Raw genomic sequence first — 17,556 nt, forward strand, 5'->3', positions numbered from 1 at the left:
TTTAAAAGAGAGACAATTGCGGTGTCTTAGGAGGATAGAAAACACCAACGATCACGAAGGGATTTAGAGATACGTGATGGTGTCGTAGCGTGGTACCTAAAAAAAGATACACATCATGTTTCTCAAGAAATGTATCAAAATATTTTTCACGAACAAGCGCGTTGGCCGCATCTTCATCCCCATCGGTTCTTCTTAAGCAATTCCAGAACAGTGCTCCGATTTCCCAATCCTCAATCATCATTGTACGTGGCCGATCATCGCCTTCTGAAAGAAGCCTATAGGAATATTTGTAAGGAAGTTTTCGCACATACTGGCGCGTTTGCATTTCCCCTTTGGCATTCGCCATTAAGTAATCCCGCTGTACATACCAGTTCTCCATAACGGCTCGAAGGTTGAGGATAGGTCTTGACCGTAATGAACACCTTTGCCTGGGGAATTTCAAGATTCATTCTTTAAGTCCTATAAATGGCTAACTCGGGTGCTAAAACCTGCGTTCTTTTTTAAATATTCCGTCACCTGATTGCGATGACAGCAGTGATGATCTTTTTCAAAGCACGTCAATGCAATACGCGTATGTTTGCTCAACAATGTCTTTACATCTTCGAGACTTTCGAGCTGGTCTGGTAAAATTTTCGTACGATAATATTCAAACAAATCTCGATATGCATCAGATGAATTTAGATCACGCCGCAAACTTGATGGAATGCCCAACTCTGGCAAATGGTAATATTGAAGGCCAACGCTTTCTATATAATTTCGCAATCTCGTTTTAGAAAATCCATATTTCATAGATAATGGATTTTTACGCACATCAACGAGTGCCTTAACATTATTGGCAATCAATTGATTAAGATAGGCATCAATGCTTTTACCTTCATATCCAATTGTGAAAAGACAGGGCGATGTATCCCGCTGCCACCACGGCTGCAGGGATGTAATTTCATCATCGCTTAATATTTCTGAAAGAATCGTACTTTGGCAGGCGTAAACAGGAAACTCGAGATAGGTTTTTCGAATGAGTGGATTCCCTCGCAATCCATTTGTTTCAGCAACAAAAGTCTTAAGAGCAACTTGATCTTTTGACTTGAGTTGCTCGACAAAAGACACATCTGCTATAAATTCAAAATCCTCGTCCCGACCTAAAAGGCCTTGTGATACCAGACGACTCTTATCTTGATAAGACAAGAAGCTAAATCCACCATATTTATATGGGAAAAAATCGTAGAAATTCTGCCCGGTATATTGGCAAAACAAAAAGAGCAATTTTTGAAAATCTGTCCGCTTTAATCTGCCGCCAAATGCCTCAACCACTGCCAGCAGAATTTTTCGTCGGTAATACATCATAGAACACCCCACATAGAGCAACCTGAATAAAATAAACGCACTTCAAAAAATTAGTGCACAAATGTTCATTTGTCAAGATTTGTTTTTTCTTTTAAATTCCTCCATCTTTAATTCTTTACAAAACACACAAGATGAATAACTTAAAGTCCCTTGAATCCACGCGAAAGGAAAATTATGGAATTCATCCAAAAAGACGCACAAATAACACCGCATTATTTTCAAGACGACGGTGTGGTTCCAAATAGCGCATTCCCACTCATAGTCTATCAAAACGCTCTATCACTGCCCGAAAACGACCCTGCACGGGCATTTGAGCAGGTATTTGCAGCCAATCGCTGGTCGCGTTCATGGCGCAACGGCATTTATCCCTTTCACCACTACCACGCCACAGCACACGAAGTCTTGGGTATAGCGCAGGGAAGTGCCAGAGTATGCATGGGCGGTGAACAGGGCGTGCGCTTGACAATTGAACCTGGCGATGTCATGGTAATTCCCGCGGGCGTGGGACACAAAAACCTGGGCGCGAGTACAGATCTATTAGTCGTAGGCGCATATCCCGATGGACAGCACCCAGACCTGTGTCGAGAAAGTGCCCGTGAACACAAACACGCGCTGGAAAATATACCCAAAGTACCAATGCCCGCATCCGATCCGGTCTTTGGAACAAATGGTGCCGTAATGAATTTATGGAAAAAATGAGGTCTTTATGCAACCGACAAACATGCTCTACATCATATCCGATCAACACAATCGCAATCTACTCGGATGTTATGGTCACCCGATGGTACAAACCCCCAACCTGGATCGGCTATCCGAACAGGGCACGCGATTTACCAATGCCTACACCAACTGTCCAATTTGCGTACCGGCGCGTGCATCTCTGGCCACGGGACGCTACGTACATCAGATAGGCAACTGGGATAATGGACATCCATACATCGGAGATACGCCAAGCTGGCACCACCGCTTGCGCGAGCAGGATTTTAACGCCACATCAATAGGCAAATTGCACTTTAAGGGCCAGGGCACGGATCACGGATTCACCGAAGAAATCGAACCATTAAACGTCGTCGATGGCATGGGCGATGTACTGGCCTGCATCCGGGAACAGCCGCCCTATCGCAACAAACGACCGGGAATTCGAGAAGCGGGACCGGGCGACTCGACGTATTTGCAATACGACCAGCGCAACGCAGACAACGCGATAAAGTGGCTGCAAGAGCATTGGCACGACGAAAAACCCTGGTGCCTGTTTTTATCATTTGTGTGCCCACATCCGCCGTATATTTCGCCGCCAGACGCATACGACATCTACGCCCCGGACGAATTGCCCATGCCGCCGCAATGGCGCACAGAGGACTGGCCCGATCATCCCGCAATGGACTATTTCAGGCGACTCTTCACATTTGATCCCCAATTCCCCGAAGCCATCGTGCGGCAACTAAATGCGGCGTACTACGGCGTATGCACATACCTGGATCGGCAAATTGGTCGGGTACTAAATACCCTGGACGAACTGGAACTAACCGACACAACCCGCATAATCTATACAACAGATCACGGTGAACACCTGGGTGGACGCGGCATATACGGCAAATTTACCATGTATGAAGAATCGGCCGCCGTACCCTTTTTGATGGCAGGTCCCGACGTCCCCGCGGGCAAAGTCGTGGAAACGCCTGTCTCGCTCGTCGATAGCTTCCCGACAATTTTGGAAGCCGTGGGCGCGCAACAAACCGAAGACGACGCAGAGTTGCCGGGCGAATCACTGTGGTCCATTGCACGGGAAGAAGACCGCGACCGCACAGTATTTAGCGAATACCACGCGATAGGTGCACAGCACGGGGCGTATATGTTGCGAAATCGACAATACAAATACATATATCACGTCAATAACCCGCCGCAATTATTCGATACAATAGACGACCCAGAAGAGTGCCGCGACCTCGCGCAGTCGTCCGATCACCGAGAAGTCCTGGAAAATTTTGAACGCGAATTGCGCGACCTCATCGATCCCGAAGCTGTGGATACCCGGGCCAAAACCTCGCAACGAGAAATGATTGAATCTCTGGGTGGCAAAGAAGCCGTAATCCATCGGGGCGCATTTGACAACTCGCCCGTACCCGGTGAAGCACCAAAATTTCGACAACACGGATCGGAGTGAGCACAGGAGCTAATCATGGCCGAAACAGTCAAATTATTCCTCAATGGCGAATGGGTGGCATCTGAAGCAACGGAAACCGTACCGGTTTACAACCCATCGGATGGAACAGAAATTGCCGCAACACCCTTGTGTGGCGTGTTAGAAATAGATCGCGTAGTGCAATCAGCCGCAGACGCATTTCCCGAATGGGCAAATACACCGGCCGTTGACCGCGCGCGCGTGATGTTCAGGCTCGTCGCACTCATGGAAACCCACTTCGAGGAATTGGCCCAACTCGTAACCCTCGAAAACGGCAAAACCATAGAGGATGCGCGAGGCGAAATTCGACGCGGAATCGAAGTCGCGGAATTTGCCTGTGGTGCGCCTGCGCTCTTGATGGGCGACTCGCTGGAAAATATCGCACAGGGGATTGATTGCGACACCATCCGACAACCCATAGGCGTATCCGTGGGCATCACGCCATTCAACTTTCCATCTATGGTACCCATGTGGACATTGCCCATTGCCCTGGTATGTGGCAACACCTACGTATTAAAGCCATCGGAGCGCGTACCATTGAGCGCGATTCGAATTGGCGAATTATTGGCCGAAGCCGGATTACCGCCCGGCGTATTCAACATCGCACACGGTGGAAAAGACGCGGTAGATGCCCTGCTCGCCCACCCCGAAGTGAAAACCATTTCATTCGTCGGATCAACACCCGTGGCGCGCTATGTCTATGAAACAGCCACCCGCAATGGCAAACGCGTACAATCAGCCGGTGGCGCGAAAAATTACTTAATCGTATTGCCCGACGCCGACCTGGACTCAACCGTAGCTGCCGTAATGGGCTCCGCTTATGGCTGCGCTGGAGAACGGTGCATGGCTGGCAGTGTCCTCGTCTGTGCCGAAGGCGCGGGCGACCGTTTCCTGGAACCGCTCAGTGAAACCGCACGCGAATTTCGGGTGGGACCAACCGACCGCGACCCCGGTGTAGATATGGGACCAGTAGTGACCAAAACGCATCTGGACCGCATCCATCAACATATTGAAAACGGATTGCGAGAAGGCGCAGAACTGATCGTAGATGGACGCGATGTACAGATCGAAGAAACACCGCATGGATTCTACCTCGGTGCCACAATTTTCGATCGGGTAAAACCCCAGATGTCCATTGCGCGGGAAGAAATCTTCGGACCCGTATTATCGACCATGCACACAGACGACCTGAGCGGAGCCATTGCCCGGTGCAATGCCAGCGGATATGGCAACGCAGCCGTACTATTCACATCCAGTGGCGGAGCCGCGCGCAAATTTCGCCACGAAGTAAACGCCGGCATGGTCGGCATCAACATCGGCGTCCCCGCGCCCATGGCATTCTTCCCCTTCTCCGGGTGGAACAATTCCTTCTTCGGCGATTTACATGTACAGGGCACCGAAGGCATATCGTTCTTCACCCGACAAAAAGTGACAATCAGCCGATGGATTGACACAAAGCGGCAATTCTTTTAGTTAGATATTTCAGGAGGAAACATGGCAGATGATATCAAAGCTGCGGCGAGAACTGCGCGGCAGGCTGCTCTAACATTGAGTCAGGCAACGAAAAAACAGCGCAATGCCGCGCTCGAGGCCATAGCACAGGCATTGCATGTTAATCGCGATCGCATTTTAGACGCCAACAAACGCGATCAGGCGGCAGCAGAAAAAATGCTGGCACAGGGAGAAATCACCCTCCCCCTGATCAAGCGCCTGAAAGTAGATGATGAAAAGCTGGACAGTGAAATAATAGTTGGCGTCCGCAGTGTCGCAGCCCAAGAAGACCCCATTGGCAAAACGCAGGCCGCGACCGAATTGGACGAAGGCCTCAACCTCTATCGCGTAACCGTCCCAATCGGCGTAATCGGCGTGGTCTTTGAATCGCGCCCCGACGCACTGGTGCAAATCGCGACCTTATGTCTAAAATCGGGCAATGCCGTCATGCTCAAAGGCGGCAGCGAAGCATTTCACACCAACCGCGCACTGGCCGAAATTATGGTCGCTGCAACGGCTGACCTGGACGGCATCCCCGAAGGATGGATGCACCTTCTGGAAACGCGAGAAGAGGTCGCGGGCATTCTCGAATTACACGACCTCATCGACCTGATCATTCCGCGCGGCGGCAATGAATTCGTGCAACACATCATGAACAACACAAAAATCCCCGTCATGGGGCACGCCGACGGCATCTGCCATGTGTACGTAGATAAAGACGCCGACCTGAAAAAAGCCGTGCGCATCGCCATCGACTCCAAGACACAGTACGCAGCCGTCTGCAACGCCGCCGAAACCCTGCTGGTACACGCCGAAATTGCCAGAAACTTCTTCGCCACGGCAATTCAACAACTCACCGACCAGGGCGTTCTAATCCGCGGCGACGCCCGCACCCTGGACCTCGCCGCCAGCGCAGATGCCCTGACCCCGGCCAGTGACAGCGACTGGTCAACCGAATACCTCGACTATGTCCTATCCGTCAAAGTCGTCGATTCGGTCGAAGAAGCAATCGCCCACATCAACGAATACAGCAGCCACCACACCGACTCGATTGTAACCGAAGACCAGCAAGCTGCGAAGAGATTTTTGCAAGCCGTGGATTCGGCATCCGTCATACACAATGCGTCAACCCGGTTTGCCGACGGATTTCGCTACGGCCTCGGCGCCGAAGTGGGCATCAGCACCAACCGCCTGCACAGCCGTGGACCCGTCGGTCTGGAAGGCCTCGTCATCTACAAATACGTGGTAACAGGTGAAGGACACATTGCGGACGATTACATCGGCGAAAATGCCAAAACATTTACACATCGCAAACTGGATGTAGCCTGGCGTCCGGAATAATAACTCAAATAAAAGGGAACATCATGATCAGGAACTACTTCATTCTACTTTGCTGCGCGTGTGTCATAACCTCGTGTGCAACAACGCAGACAGAAGTTGAAACACCTCAACATCCAGCTCCCCAACCACCATCCCCCACCCTGCCCATCGATCCTGCTGTGCGAACGGGCAAACTGGCAAATGGGCTTCGCTACGTAATCCGGGAAAACAAACGACCGGAAAACCGCGCCGAATTGCGCCTCGTAGTCAATGCGGGATCCATTCTGGAAGACGAAGACCAGCAGGGACTGGCGCACTTTGCCGAACACATGGCATTTAATGGCACGGCCAACTTCCCCAAACAGGAAATAATCGATTTCCTCGAAAGCATTGGCATGCGCTTTGGCGCGCACTTAAATGCCTACACGAGTTTTGACGAGACCGTCTATATGCTTCGCATGCCCACAGACAGCACCGAAGTAATGGAAAAAGCATTTCGCATCCTGGGCGACTGGGCGCATCGGGTAAAATTTGACCCTGAAGAAATCGAAAAAGAAAGAGGCGTGGTCATAGAAGAATGGCGTTCGGGACGCGGAGCCAGAGCGCGCATGCGCGACAAACAATTGCCAGTCTTACTCAAAGACTCGCGTTATGCCGAGCGTTTGCCCATCGGCAAAAAAGCATTGCTCGACACATTTAAGCACGAATCCCTCACGCGCTTTTACCGCGACTGGTATCGCCCCGACCTCATGGCAGTCATTGCAGTGGGAGACTTTGAAACAGACGCGATTGAAACCCTGATCAAAAAGACCTTTGACCCAATACCAAAAGCAGATAATCCCCGCGCGCGAACCGCTTATACGGTTCCCGACCACGGTGAAACCCTGTTTGCGATTACAACCGACCCGGAAAATTCTCAATCTTCCATCGCTATCTATTTCATGCAAGATGTCGCACCCGAAGGAACAGTAGAAGATTATCGCAGCATGCTCATTCGCAACATGTTCAATAGCATGCTCAATCAGCGATTTAGAGAAATAACCAAAAAACCCAATCCACCATTTCTGGGCGCAGGCTCCAGCCGCGGAAACCTCGTCAGAACCAAAGCTGCATACATCCTGGGCGCAGGCGTCAAAGAAGGAGGAATTGAACGCGGCCTGGAAGCCGTCTTAACAGAAGCCATTCGCGTCCAACGCCACGGATTTACGCAACCCGAAGTAGATCGCTTAAAAACCAACATGTTGCGCAGCATCGAACAATCTTATCGCGAGCGCGACAGACGCCGTTCGCGCGGTTTTGCATCGGAATACATCCGTCACATATTGACAGGCGAACCCATTCCGGGCATTGAAATCGAACGCGATCTATTTCGTGAATTACTCCCGAGCATTCAAGTCGAAGAAATCAACCGCCTCGTCGGCGAATGGATCACCGACAAAAACCGCGTCATCGTAGTCAGCGCACCCGAAAAAGACAGCCTACCTGTACCTTCCGAAGCGGACTTGTTAAACATAATCAACGAAGTCCAGCAAAAAGATGTCGAACCCTATGTGGAAGATGTATCCGACGACCCCCTCATCGCGAATATCCCAACGCCGGGAAAGGTCGTACGCGAAACAACAATCGACACCTTTGGCGTCACAGAATGGGCCTTGAGCAATGGGGTAAAAGTCGTCATGAAGCCCACGGACTTCAAAAACGATGAAATCCTATTCACATCCTTCAGCCCGGGCGGTCATTCTCTATCAAGCGATGAAAACTACATGGCGGCATCCACAGCGACATCAGCCATAATGGAAAGCGGTCTGGGAAAATTCAATCAAATTGAACTCAATAAAAAACTCGCCGGCAAAGTCGTGCGCGTATCGCCCCGCATCAGCAGCCTCAGCGAGGGCGTATCGGGTAGCGCGTCTCCCGAAGACGTAGAAACCATGTTTCAACTCATCTATCTCATCTTCAAGGAACCGCGTGCCGACTCTCTGGCATTTCAAGCACTACTGGACCGCTATCGGGGCAGGTTGCAAAATCGAGATATGAGGCCAACAACAGCTTATTACGATACGATTCAAGTTACCATGTCTCAATACCACGTCAGGTCACGCCCGCTATCAAACGAAATCCTAAAAGAAATGAACCTGCAAAAATCGCTGGCATTTTACAAAGACCGATTTGCCGATGCCAGTGACTTCACATTTGTATTTGTCGGCAACTTTGAGCCAGAAAAAATAAAACCGCTGATAGAAACCTATCTGGGCGGCTTGCCCGCGCTCAACCGCGGAGAAACCTGGCGCAACACAGGCGTCAGAGCGCCAAAAGGCGTCATTGAAAAAACCGTGAAACGGGGACAAGAACCCAAAAGTCAAACGAGTTTGATTTTCACGGGACCTATTGATTACAACGATCGATTCAGGCGGTATGTCTTTGGCTCAATGGGCGACGTCTTGCAGATAAAACTTCGAGAATTACTCCGAGAAGACGAGGGCGGCACGTACGGCGTTGGCGTGCGCACATCTCTCTCTCGTTGGCCCGAAGGCCGATACAGCATCTCAATCAGCTTTGGATGCGATCCCGAACGGTTGGAAGAATTGACACAACTCGTTTTTGCCCAAATTGACAGCATGAAACAAAAACCCGTCGAACAATCCTACATCGACAAAGTGACCGAAATGGATCTGCGGGGTCGAGAAACCAACAAAAAAGAAAACGGTTACTGGCGCAGAACGCTGAGTACGTATTACCAGAATGAGATGGACTTGATGGCGTGGCTAACGTATGAAGACGAAGTCATCAAAAAACTCACAGCAGAACACGTGCAGAAATCAACACAGCAATACTTCAACCTGGAAAACTACGCGCGATTCGTCCTATTACCCGAAGAAGGGATGGCGGAAAAATGAAAACGCATGTATCAGAATTGAGCCAATTTCCTGCCGAATACCAGGAAGATATTAGACAAGCCATAGAAATACTGAAGGCGGGCGGCTGTCGAGAGATACATCTCTTCGGATCTTTGGCAGAAGGTCGGCCACGCAAAGGCTCAGATATTGATATCGGGATTCGAGGCTGTCCACCACAGCATTTTTTTCCATTACTTGGAAAACTTCTAATGCAATTAAACCACCCTGTTGACCTCATCAATCTGGATAATGAAACACATCTCTCCAGTTTCTTAGAAAAATACGGGTTACTTGTCCATGTTGAATGATACAGGACGTGATCAAATCCGATCCGAGATTGAAGATATCCAGGACATCTTCATAAAATTCGATTCATTACTCAGCAAATCGGAGACGGCAGAACCAGACCTCATAGAGCTATCTGCTCTGGGTACTGTCCTTCATTCATTTTATACAGGCTTAGAGGGAATCTTCCTTGTAATTGTCAAACGTATGGGTGCCGAAGTGCCTATTGGTAATCGCTGGCACATGGATCTCTTGGAACAGATCGCTAGGCCAACAGACAGCCGCAGTGCAGTGATCTCGGAAAGTACGCGACAGAAACTCGAATCTTATCTGGCTTTTAGACATTTCTTCCGCCACTCATACGCTTATATTTTGGAGTGGGATGAGATGCGAGATTTGATTATTGATTTGCGTGACACCTGGGATATAACCAAACAAGAGATTGAAAACTTTCTGCAAACCACAACATGAACATAGATATTGATATGAATCGCCTGAAAAACGCCACTTATCCCGGTCGTGGTATCGCAATAGGACAAACGCCCGATGGCACCTGTATGGTTCAAATCTACTGGATCATGGGACGCAGTCCGAGCAGCCGCAACCGCGTATTTGTGCGGGAAGGCGACGCGGTCAAAACCGACACCGTGGATAAATCCCATAACATCGATCCGCTAACCATGTATTACCCCATCCGCGTACTGGGCAACGCGCATATCGTCACAAATGGCGATCAGACCGACACCATTGTCCATACCCTGCAAAACGGCGGCTCATTTGAATCCGCCCTCAAAACCCGCACTTATGAACCCGACGCCCCCAATTTCACACCGCGCATCTCTGGCCTTACCGACCTGGACGATTCCCATGCCTATCGACTATCAGTCTTAAAAACCGTTGGTGGTGATGCGCGCTATTGTTCGCGCCAATTCTTCGACTATGAAACCGCGATCCCCGGCACGGGCCACTGTATCACAACATACACAGATGACGGCAATCCCCTGCCCTCATTCAAAGGAGAGCCTTATGCCGTCGAATTATTCGACGACATACAGCAAACCGCCGATGTATTCTGGAATCTATTAGACGAAGACAATCGCGTCTCGCTACTCGTAAAATTCATCCACCCCGAGACCTCTGATCTGGTAATCGTGAACAAATACGGATCAGGATAAAAGCAGGATGAAAGGATTTTCAGGATAAAAACCCGCAGGAAGGAGCACCGCTATGGAACCCATCAAATACGGTATGTTCATCATGCCTTTCCACGCCCCGGACAAACCGTTGAGTCAGGGATTTGACGAGGATCTGGAGCTCGTTGTCAAAGCCGAGGAACTGGGCTTTGATGAATTTTGGATCGGTGAACACCACACCATGAAATACGAAACCATTGTCACGCCCGAAATTTTCATCGGACGCGCCCTGGGTGAGACCCAGAGCATCCGCCTGGGACCGGCACCGGTCTGTTTGAACCTGCACCACCCCGCCTATGTCGCCAGTCGTCTATCTTTCCTGGATCACCTGGCCAAAGGTCGGCTCAATCTGTGCTTTGGACCGGGCAGTGTCACTTCAGACCAGGAACTGTACGGTCTGGATCCCAAATCGGGCGGCGCAATGACCGGAGAAGCCATTGACGCCATCCTCAACTTGTGGACATCGGATCCACCCTATGAGCACCGGGGGAAATACTGGCAATTCCAGCTCAAAGACAATATTGACGAAGAAACCCAGATCGGCTTCATCCACAAACCCTTTCAACAGCCCCACCCGCCCATCGCCATGCCGGGAATGAGCCGCAACTCACACAGCATGCAAACAGCTGGCGAGCGCGGCTTCCAGCCCTTTTCCGCCTGCCTGATATCGGGCAACGTGGTAGCCGACAACTGGCAGATCTACGAACAGAGCGCCCTGCAGGCGGGACGACAACCGCAGCGGACCGACTGGAAAATCGCCCGTTCAATCTTTCTCGCCGACACCACAGCCGAAGCCGTGAAAAAGGCGCGGCACAATTCCCTGGCAAAAAATTACGAATACATCGGACGCCTATTCGACAGAGGCCTGGGGCGCCAAGTGTACAAGCGCGATCTGGACATGCCCGATTCCGAGTGCAATCTGGACTATTTGATGACCGAACAGATCATCGCTGGCGACGTCGATGAAGCACTGCGTCGCTTGCTGGACCTGTTCGAGGAAACCGGTCCCTTTGGCACTCTCGTGCTAATGGGCTACGACTGGGACGACAAAGATAGTTGGATATACAGCATGGAATTATTCGCCCGTGAACTAATGCCAGCTTTGAACAAAGCAGTGGGCGCAGGACCTTAGATGACACTCAAAGCATTGACATTTGACGTATTCGGCACAGTCGTCGATTGGCGCAGTTCGGTCATCCGCGACGGCGAGCGATTGGGCGAGCGCAAGGGATTGGACATTGATTGGGCCGCATTTGCCGATGCGTGGCGCGGGGGCTATGGCCCATCCATGAATCGCGTGCGCACGGGCGAATTACCCTGGACAAAAATCGACGACCTGCACCGCATGATCCTGGACGAACTCCTGAAAAAATTCGGCATATCGGGATTATCCGAAGAAGAAATCGCGGACTTCAATCGCGTCTGGCATCGCCTCGATCCCTGGCCCGATGCCGCAGGCGGCTTATGGCGGTTAAAATCGCGGTACCTGATCGCCACACTATCAAACGGCAACGTATCGCTACTCGCCAACATGGCGAAATACGGCGGACTGCCCTGGGATTGCATCTTATCCGCCGAATTGGCCGGACATTACAAACCCGACGCCGAGACCTATTTGAAAGCCATCGAACTGCTCAGTTGTGAACCCCAGGAAGTCATGATGGTCGCCGCCCATCAGGGCGACCTGCACCATGCAGCGCGAGTCGGCATGAAAACGGCTTATGTATTCCGACCTTTTGAGCGAGGACCCAACGCCAAAAAAGACTTACCCCCCGATTTGGACTTCGACATCATAGCCCATGACTTTCACGACCTCGCCGATCAACTGGGGTGTTATTGAAAATGAAACTCACCGATTTCAAAGTCCTCACATTCGATTGCTATGGCACGCTTATCGATTGGGAATCCGGGATGATCAAAGGACTGGAGCCACTCCTATCAAAGGTCAAACGAAAATTGTCGCGCAATGAAATTCTTCAAACACACGCGCGACACGAATCAACACAACAAGCCTGGACGCCGGGCATGCGCTATTCCGAACTCCTCGCCATCGTATATAAACGCCTCGCCGAAGAATGGGGCATCGCCGTCACACCCGATGAGTGCACCGCTTATGGCCAATCGATAAAACAATGGCCGGCATTTTCCGATTCTCCCGATGCGCTACAATATCTCAAAAAGCACTACAAACTCGTAATTCTGTCCAACGTCGATAACAACAGCTTTAAATACAGCAACGACCGTCTCGGTGTCGAATTTGACGCAATATACACGGCGGAAGACATAGGATCGTACAAACCCGCGGATCGAAACTTCAAATACATGCTGGAACACCTCAAATCGCTCGGCATTGAAAAAACGGAAATACTACACACCGCAGAAAGCCTATTCCACGATCACATACCCGCGAACAAAAACGGACTCGCCACCTGTTGGATATACAGGCGCTCCAATGAAGAAGGCTTCGGCGCGACCAGAGACCCGGGCGAAATGCCAAACTACAATTTTCAATTCAACAGCATGGCAGATCTCGTAAAGGCACATCAAAAGACTTTTTCGACGCTTTCTTAACTCCCAATAATTTTTAAACAGCTTATCTAACAAGCTCGTAAAACCCAACAGGTGAAAAGGCGTTAGAGGAGTATATCTATGAATAAAATGATGTGGATGGTACGTGCCGGACAAGGGGCATACTTGATTGACGACTTTCGAAAAAAGAAGATCGTAGCGATTGGCTGGCAGGAACTGGGTGATCTGTCAAATCTGAAGAATAAAGACGATATCAAGCAGCTAATTGACAAGACTTATGATCACGAGAAACCTCGTGCCAGAGCGATATGGACTGGTCAGGTCGCTCGCTTTCGATTTGAATTTAGGAAAGGTGGCTTTACCCTATCCTCTGATACGGATAAAAGGACGTATTTGGTCGGCGAGATAATTTCAGATTACAGGTATGATGATAAGTTTTCGCTACCTCATACTCGGGATGTAAAGTGGCTTGGTGAAGTAGATCGGGATAGCTTATCTGCTTCGACAAGAAATACATTGGGTGCAATTTCGACAATCTTCGATGTTGGGAAAGATGCTCAAAAAGAGATTCTTGACCGGTTAGAAGGGAAAAAAGAAGCTCTAACAGAGGAAGAAGAGCAAGATGATCAGGACACCCTCAGAGAAGATTTGTTCTCAAATGCACACGAGTTTATTAAGGATAAAATTCTTGAACTCGATTGGGAAGAAATGCAGGAGCTTGTTGCAGGCATTTTGAGGGCAATGGGATATAAGACCATTGTATCGCCAAGAGGAACTGATCGGGGTAAAGATATTCAGGCCTCGCCAGATGGGTTAGGACTTGAGGAACCTCGGATCAAGGTGGAAGTTAAACATCGATCTAGTGGGCAAATGGGATCTCAAGAAATACGCAGCTTTACTGGTGGATTGCGTGGGACGGATCGGGGCCTTTATGTTTCAACGGGTGGCTTTACTAAAGATGCAAAGTATGAAGCGGAGCGATCATCCATTCCTATAATGGTGGTTGACTCAGATATGCTTGTTCAATTGGTTATCCAATACTATGACAATTTTGATTCAGAAACAAAGACATTGTTACCTCTAACCAAAATATATTGGCCTACATAGAGTAATGAAATTATGACTGACTTAGAGAGACCTGAACCCGAAAAACGGGATGTAGTCTACACCCTGATAAAAGCAGTCATAGCTGGTGTCCCTGTTATCGGTGGAGCGGCTACCGAACTAATCTCTATGGTAGCACTGCCTCTGGAGAAGCGACGCAATCAATGGCTTGATGATATTGCCAAAAGGCTCAAGTCACTGGAGGGGGTGGTTGATGAGTTCCGAATAGAGGATCTTTCACAAAACGAGACATTTATTACTGTTGTGATGCACGCAACTCAGGTTGCTATCCGCAATCATCAACAGGAAAAACTGGAAGCACTCCGCAATGCTGTATTGAATGCCGCGATGCCAGAAGCCCTGGAAGACGATAGACAATTAATGTTCCTCAATTTCATTGATGAACTTACATCCTGGCATTTGAGGGTGCTTCACTTCTTTGATGATCCTAAAATCTGGGGAAGCCAGCATAATATCAGTTACCCAAAATGGAATAGCGGTGGTCCAGATACTCTTCTGGAATTCACGTTTGAGGAACTACGTGGACAGCGAGATTTCTACGATCAGGTTGTGAGGGACTTGCATTATAGAGGTTTGATGAACATCGATTCTCTTCACATTACAATGACCGGTCAGGGGATGTTCGCTTCACGCACGACTGAAATGGCTAAGGGATTCCTTGCTTTTATCTCATCTCCTATACCAGAATGATTTTGGGCTTAGGGAGTTAGGTACCCTTTTCCTACTACTCTTGTCACCTGGATTTTATCACTGCCACAGTGTATCCTCTAATGAATTGCTCCGGAGAAATGCCGATACTGGTCTGCAACTTTAAAATCTCTTTGGGTTGTTTCAGCAACGATGGATCGTTTACTAAATTTTGATAAAATTGTTCTAATCTGTTTAGTAATCGCTCCATCTTTTCAGATGTAATCACTCGGGTTCCTTCTGGAAATAGCACTTTTGGATCGGCAACTGAAATCTTGGCTATGATAATAGGAATAGAGTTTTGTCTTGTAGAATAACTCTGTTTAAACCATTCCACGCTATGAAATAATTGTCCTGCATCTTTTTTGTGCAAAGATTTTTGGTTCCTATTCTTAGCTTCAATAACTAAACTCATCTTAGGCCACAACCACAGATTATCAGGTCCTTCATTGAAATCTTCTTCAGGTCTGGAACCTTTTGCGCCCAAGAGTGCGGCCAACTCCATCAATGCCTTTTCAAAAATTCTCGGGCTTACTTCGTAAGATAATTGTGCACGCATTTCCTGTATTTTGGCGATAGCACCATTCGGATTTTCGAACTCTTTGAACCATTTTACCATTTCAGTCTGTGTTTCAAATTTGCCTGGAAGTGATGGCCTACGGGTAACACCAGGAGGACATAATAGCGAGTTATTTTTTTTATTTGCTGCTCTCTGGACCTCCAGAGCTTCTCCTGGATCAACATTGTGCATATAATTCGCCACTTTCTGCAAATACCATCCAGCTTCTTTTACACTTAGATCGTTATCATCTATAGCTCTACGCAGAAGATCAACAGCATCCAATTCATTATTGGCCAAAGCCATATTAAAGGCTTGACGTTCAGCGTCTGCCATACTTAAATGTGCGCTATCCTTTTTTTTATTTTTTTCGCTCTCGATATTTTCTGCATAATACTGCTTCCATCCTTCATCTCTATTTAGACATTGGCCAATCATATCTATCAATAATTTATCTGGATCTTGTTCATCTTTGCGAGCGAGTTCTGCAAGATCCAGTGCCAGTTTCAATTGTGCTCGTGTATCTGGGTTCATCTCTTCAACAACTTCGTGCTTGGCAATAAAATTAGCAAGAACAGGTCCTGCAAGAATAATCACTGCATAATCTGCGTGCGAACGCACAGCCCTACCCATTCCCTGCTCAATGCGATAGATAAGCCTATTTCTGACACCACCAGGGATTGCCATTTGACTACTGTCATATTTGTCCGCAATACTTTCACCATAAGGCATTCCATCGATCACGAGTATGCGGCAAGCATTATCAGGAAGATCGACACCATCATATCGCTGAACAAAAACAATGATATTAGAGTCCGGGACGCCTCCACGTAATTTCTTAATTGCGTCTCCCACTTCACCTCCCAATACAACCTTTGCACCATATGGTTTCCAAAGTCTTGCATCGGCTTCATTGGATGCAAGAACAACAACCCGCTGTCTTTTTGATGCTCTCCTACAGAGATCCATAACCCAATACCGATCAAGATTGGGATCAAATAACGATGGTGCTAAAACCATCCGTTCACCAAGCCCTTTGTCGGATTTAGGTAGAACCGGATTACTTGCTGCGGAATATTCACAGCTAAGTTCTCGTATAAGAACCGAGTCATCAGCAAGGGTTGCAGACATAAATAGACGATGTTCGGCCTCACTATATGCAGCACTTTCGTGGATAGGAAGAACATCCGGTATAATTTCAATACCTGAACCCGATACAATGCATCGACACCAACGGAGAATATCACGGATGTGAGGCCAGATAAATGTAAGCGATTTTTCATCTAATTTGTCTGCAAGAATTTGCTGGATGTCATCCAAAAGTGGTTCCCAGATCCAGTAAGGAACTTCAATTGCCGCAAACGGATCATCCCTTCTTATATCAGTCCACAAACCCAGTTTGTATTTCCGGCACGGAGCATCTAAAAGTTCGAGTAGATTCTTGAGTACTTCACCTTCCAAAATCTGCAATTTGAATGCATCCCGAATTTCCTCAACCCCTGCGTGGGCATCATCTAGCACTATAGCATATGGTCTTAAATGCACATCGCGACGGTTGAAGGTCGTTTTCGCATTGAAAAGCTTGTCATAGGTACAGATTATTATTGCTCTTCCTCTGGTTCCCTCGAAATCTGGATGTGGTTCCCCTGCAGGATAGATCACTGATCTGATTCCAAGTTTCTGTGCCTCTTCGTGAACTTGCTCTACCAATTGAACTGTGGGACACAAGTAAACAACAGGCTTGCCTGATTTCTCCATATGAGATTGGAGATAAAGCAGAGCCACCGCTGTTTTACCCGCTCCAGTGCTAACCTTTAATACCAAGTCTTTTTCGTCGCGCCGTCCGTTTATTGCTGATAATACTTCCTTTTGAACGGGACGTAGATCAATGTGTGATCCATGACGGTCTAAATATTCAAATAATGCGAGTAGATTAGTAACATC

General features: G+C 48.6%; 16 protein-coding genes. 13 read left to right on the forward strand and 3 right to left on the reverse strand.

Annotated elements, in window-relative coordinates; genetic code table 11:
- Position 1: 1 nt before the first annotated feature.
- Together F4Y39_01355 and F4Y39_01360 are read right to left on the reverse strand one after the other, a co-directional pair.
- Entirely contained in the window at positions 2–346 is a 345-nt protein-coding gene (locus tag F4Y39_01355) for a hypothetical protein (protein ID MYC12352.1), read from the reverse strand.
- A gap of 113 nt (positions 347–459) precedes the next feature.
- Positions 460–1,344, reverse strand: coding sequence for a DUF488 domain-containing protein (locus F4Y39_01360; GenBank protein MYC12353.1), 885 nt, complete (start codon positions 1,342–1,344; stop codon positions 460–462).
- A 174-nt stretch (positions 1,345–1,518) separates the two neighbouring features.
- On the opposite strand from F4Y39_01360, the gene F4Y39_01365 reads away from it, so the two are divergent.
- From F4Y39_01365 to F4Y39_01425, 13 genes are all read left to right on the forward strand, one after another.
- Entirely contained in the window at positions 1,519–2,043 is a 525-nt protein-coding gene (locus tag F4Y39_01365; GenBank protein MYC12354.1) for a cupin domain-containing protein, read from the forward strand.
- 7 nt (positions 2,044–2,050) lie between these two features.
- The gene (locus F4Y39_01370) at positions 2,051–3,508 is read left to right on the forward strand and encodes a sulfatase-like hydrolase/transferase (protein MYC12355.1); all 1,458 of its coding nucleotides are present in this window, start codon (positions 2,051–2,053) and stop codon (positions 3,506–3,508) included.
- A gap of 15 nt (positions 3,509–3,523) precedes the next feature.
- The gene (locus F4Y39_01375; protein MYC12356.1) at positions 3,524–4,999 is read left to right on the forward strand and encodes a CoA-acylating methylmalonate-semialdehyde dehydrogenase; all 1,476 of its coding nucleotides are present in this window, start codon (positions 3,524–3,526) and stop codon (positions 4,997–4,999) included.
- Positions 5,000–5,020: 21 nt separating this feature from the next.
- Positions 5,021–6,358: a glutamate-5-semialdehyde dehydrogenase gene (locus tag F4Y39_01380; GenBank protein MYC12357.1), complete on the forward strand. Its 1,338-nt coding sequence runs from the start codon at positions 5,021–5,023 to the stop codon at positions 6,356–6,358.
- Between the two features lie 23 nt (positions 6,359–6,381).
- The gene (locus tag F4Y39_01385; protein MYC12358.1) at positions 6,382–9,234 is read left to right on the forward strand and encodes an insulinase family protein; all 2,853 of its coding nucleotides are present in this window, start codon (positions 6,382–6,384) and stop codon (positions 9,232–9,234) included.
- On the forward strand, positions 9,231–9,542 hold the full coding sequence (locus F4Y39_01390; GenBank protein ID MYC12359.1) for a nucleotidyltransferase domain-containing protein: 312 nt from the start codon (positions 9,231–9,233) through the stop codon (positions 9,540–9,542). The genes F4Y39_01385 and F4Y39_01390 overlap by 4 nt, the downstream gene beginning before the upstream one ends.
- A complete protein-coding gene (locus F4Y39_01395; GenBank protein ID MYC12360.1) occupies positions 9,532–9,990 on the forward strand; it encodes a hypothetical protein in 459 nt (152 codons plus the stop codon). Before F4Y39_01390 ends, F4Y39_01395 begins: the two co-directional genes overlap by 11 nt.
- Positions 9,987–10,694 (forward strand): inosine monophosphate cyclohydrolase, encoded by a 708-nt coding sequence (locus F4Y39_01400; GenBank protein MYC12361.1) that lies wholly within the window; start codon positions 9,987–9,989, stop codon positions 10,692–10,694. Before F4Y39_01395 ends, F4Y39_01400 begins: the two co-directional genes overlap by 4 nt.
- 52 nt (positions 10,695–10,746) lie before the next feature.
- Entirely contained in the window at positions 10,747–11,844 is a 1,098-nt protein-coding gene (locus F4Y39_01405) for an LLM class flavin-dependent oxidoreductase (GenBank protein ID MYC12362.1), read from the forward strand.
- Positions 11,845–12,552 carry a haloacid dehalogenase type II gene (locus F4Y39_01410; GenBank protein ID MYC12363.1) on the forward strand — a complete coding sequence of 236 codons (708 nt, stop codon included), beginning with the start codon at positions 11,845–11,847 and terminating at the stop codon, positions 12,550–12,552.
- 2 nt (positions 12,553–12,554) lie between these two features.
- Positions 12,555–13,283, forward strand: a complete 729-nt coding sequence (locus F4Y39_01415) for a haloacid dehalogenase type II (protein ID MYC12364.1) — start codon at positions 12,555–12,557, stop codon at positions 13,281–13,283.
- Between the two features lie 96 nt (positions 13,284–13,379).
- Positions 13,380–14,348 carry a restriction endonuclease gene (locus F4Y39_01420; protein MYC12365.1) on the forward strand — a complete coding sequence of 323 codons (969 nt, stop codon included), beginning with the start codon at positions 13,380–13,382 and terminating at the stop codon, positions 14,346–14,348.
- Positions 14,349–14,360: 12 nt separating this feature from the next.
- Positions 14,361–15,056, forward strand: coding sequence for a hypothetical protein (locus F4Y39_01425; GenBank protein ID MYC12366.1), 696 nt, complete (start codon positions 14,361–14,363; stop codon positions 15,054–15,056).
- A gap of 43 nt (positions 15,057–15,099) precedes the next feature.
- On the opposite strand, the gene F4Y39_01430 is transcribed toward F4Y39_01425, so the two are convergent.
- Positions 15,100–17,556: DEAD/DEAH box helicase (locus F4Y39_01430; GenBank protein ID MYC12367.1), on the reverse strand; the 2,457-nt coding region annotated here is incomplete at its 5' end.

This window comes from Gemmatimonadota bacterium, from assembly GCA_009838845.1.
Lineage (GTDB): Bacteria > Latescibacterota > UBA2968 > UBA2968 > UBA2968 > VXRD01.

Excerpts from the sequence above, each read along its gene's own strand:
- F4Y39_01380 (MYC12357.1), top strand. The coding sequence starts at position 5,021 with ATGGCAGATGATATCAAAGCTGCGGCGAGAACTGCGCGGCAGGCTGCT.
- F4Y39_01360 (MYC12353.1), bottom strand. The coding sequence starts at position 1,344 with ATGATGTATTACCGACGAAAAATTCTGCTGGCAGTGGTTGAGGCATTT.
- F4Y39_01370 (MYC12355.1), top strand. The coding sequence starts at position 2,051 with ATGCAACCGACAAACATGCTCTACATCATATCCGATCAACACAATCGC.
- F4Y39_01390 (MYC12359.1), top strand. The coding sequence starts at position 9,231 with ATGAAAACGCATGTATCAGAATTGAGCCAATTTCCTGCCGAATACCAG.
- F4Y39_01375 (MYC12356.1), top strand. The coding sequence starts at position 3,524 with ATGGCCGAAACAGTCAAATTATTCCTCAATGGCGAATGGGTGGCATCT.
- F4Y39_01385 (MYC12358.1), top strand. The coding sequence starts at position 6,382 with ATGATCAGGAACTACTTCATTCTACTTTGCTGCGCGTGTGTCATAACC.
- F4Y39_01415 (MYC12364.1), top strand. The coding sequence starts at position 12,555 with ATGAAACTCACCGATTTCAAAGTCCTCACATTCGATTGCTATGGCACG.
- F4Y39_01405 (MYC12362.1), top strand. The coding sequence starts at position 10,747 with ATGGAACCCATCAAATACGGTATGTTCATCATGCCTTTCCACGCCCCG.
- F4Y39_01400 (MYC12361.1), top strand. The coding sequence starts at position 9,987 with ATGAACATAGATATTGATATGAATCGCCTGAAAAACGCCACTTATCCC.
- F4Y39_01355 (MYC12352.1), bottom strand. The coding sequence starts at position 346 with ATGGCGAATGCCAAAGGGGAAATGCAAACGCGCCAGTATGTGCGAAAA.
- F4Y39_01425 (MYC12366.1), top strand. The coding sequence starts at position 14,361 with ATGACTGACTTAGAGAGACCTGAACCCGAAAAACGGGATGTAGTCTAC.
- F4Y39_01365 (MYC12354.1), top strand. The coding sequence starts at position 1,519 with ATGGAATTCATCCAAAAAGACGCACAAATAACACCGCATTATTTTCAA.
- F4Y39_01420 (MYC12365.1), top strand. The coding sequence starts at position 13,380 with ATGGTACGTGCCGGACAAGGGGCATACTTGATTGACGACTTTCGAAAA.
- F4Y39_01410 (MYC12363.1), top strand. The coding sequence starts at position 11,845 with ATGACACTCAAAGCATTGACATTTGACGTATTCGGCACAGTCGTCGAT.
- F4Y39_01395 (MYC12360.1), top strand. The coding sequence starts at position 9,532 with ATGTTGAATGATACAGGACGTGATCAAATCCGATCCGAGATTGAAGAT.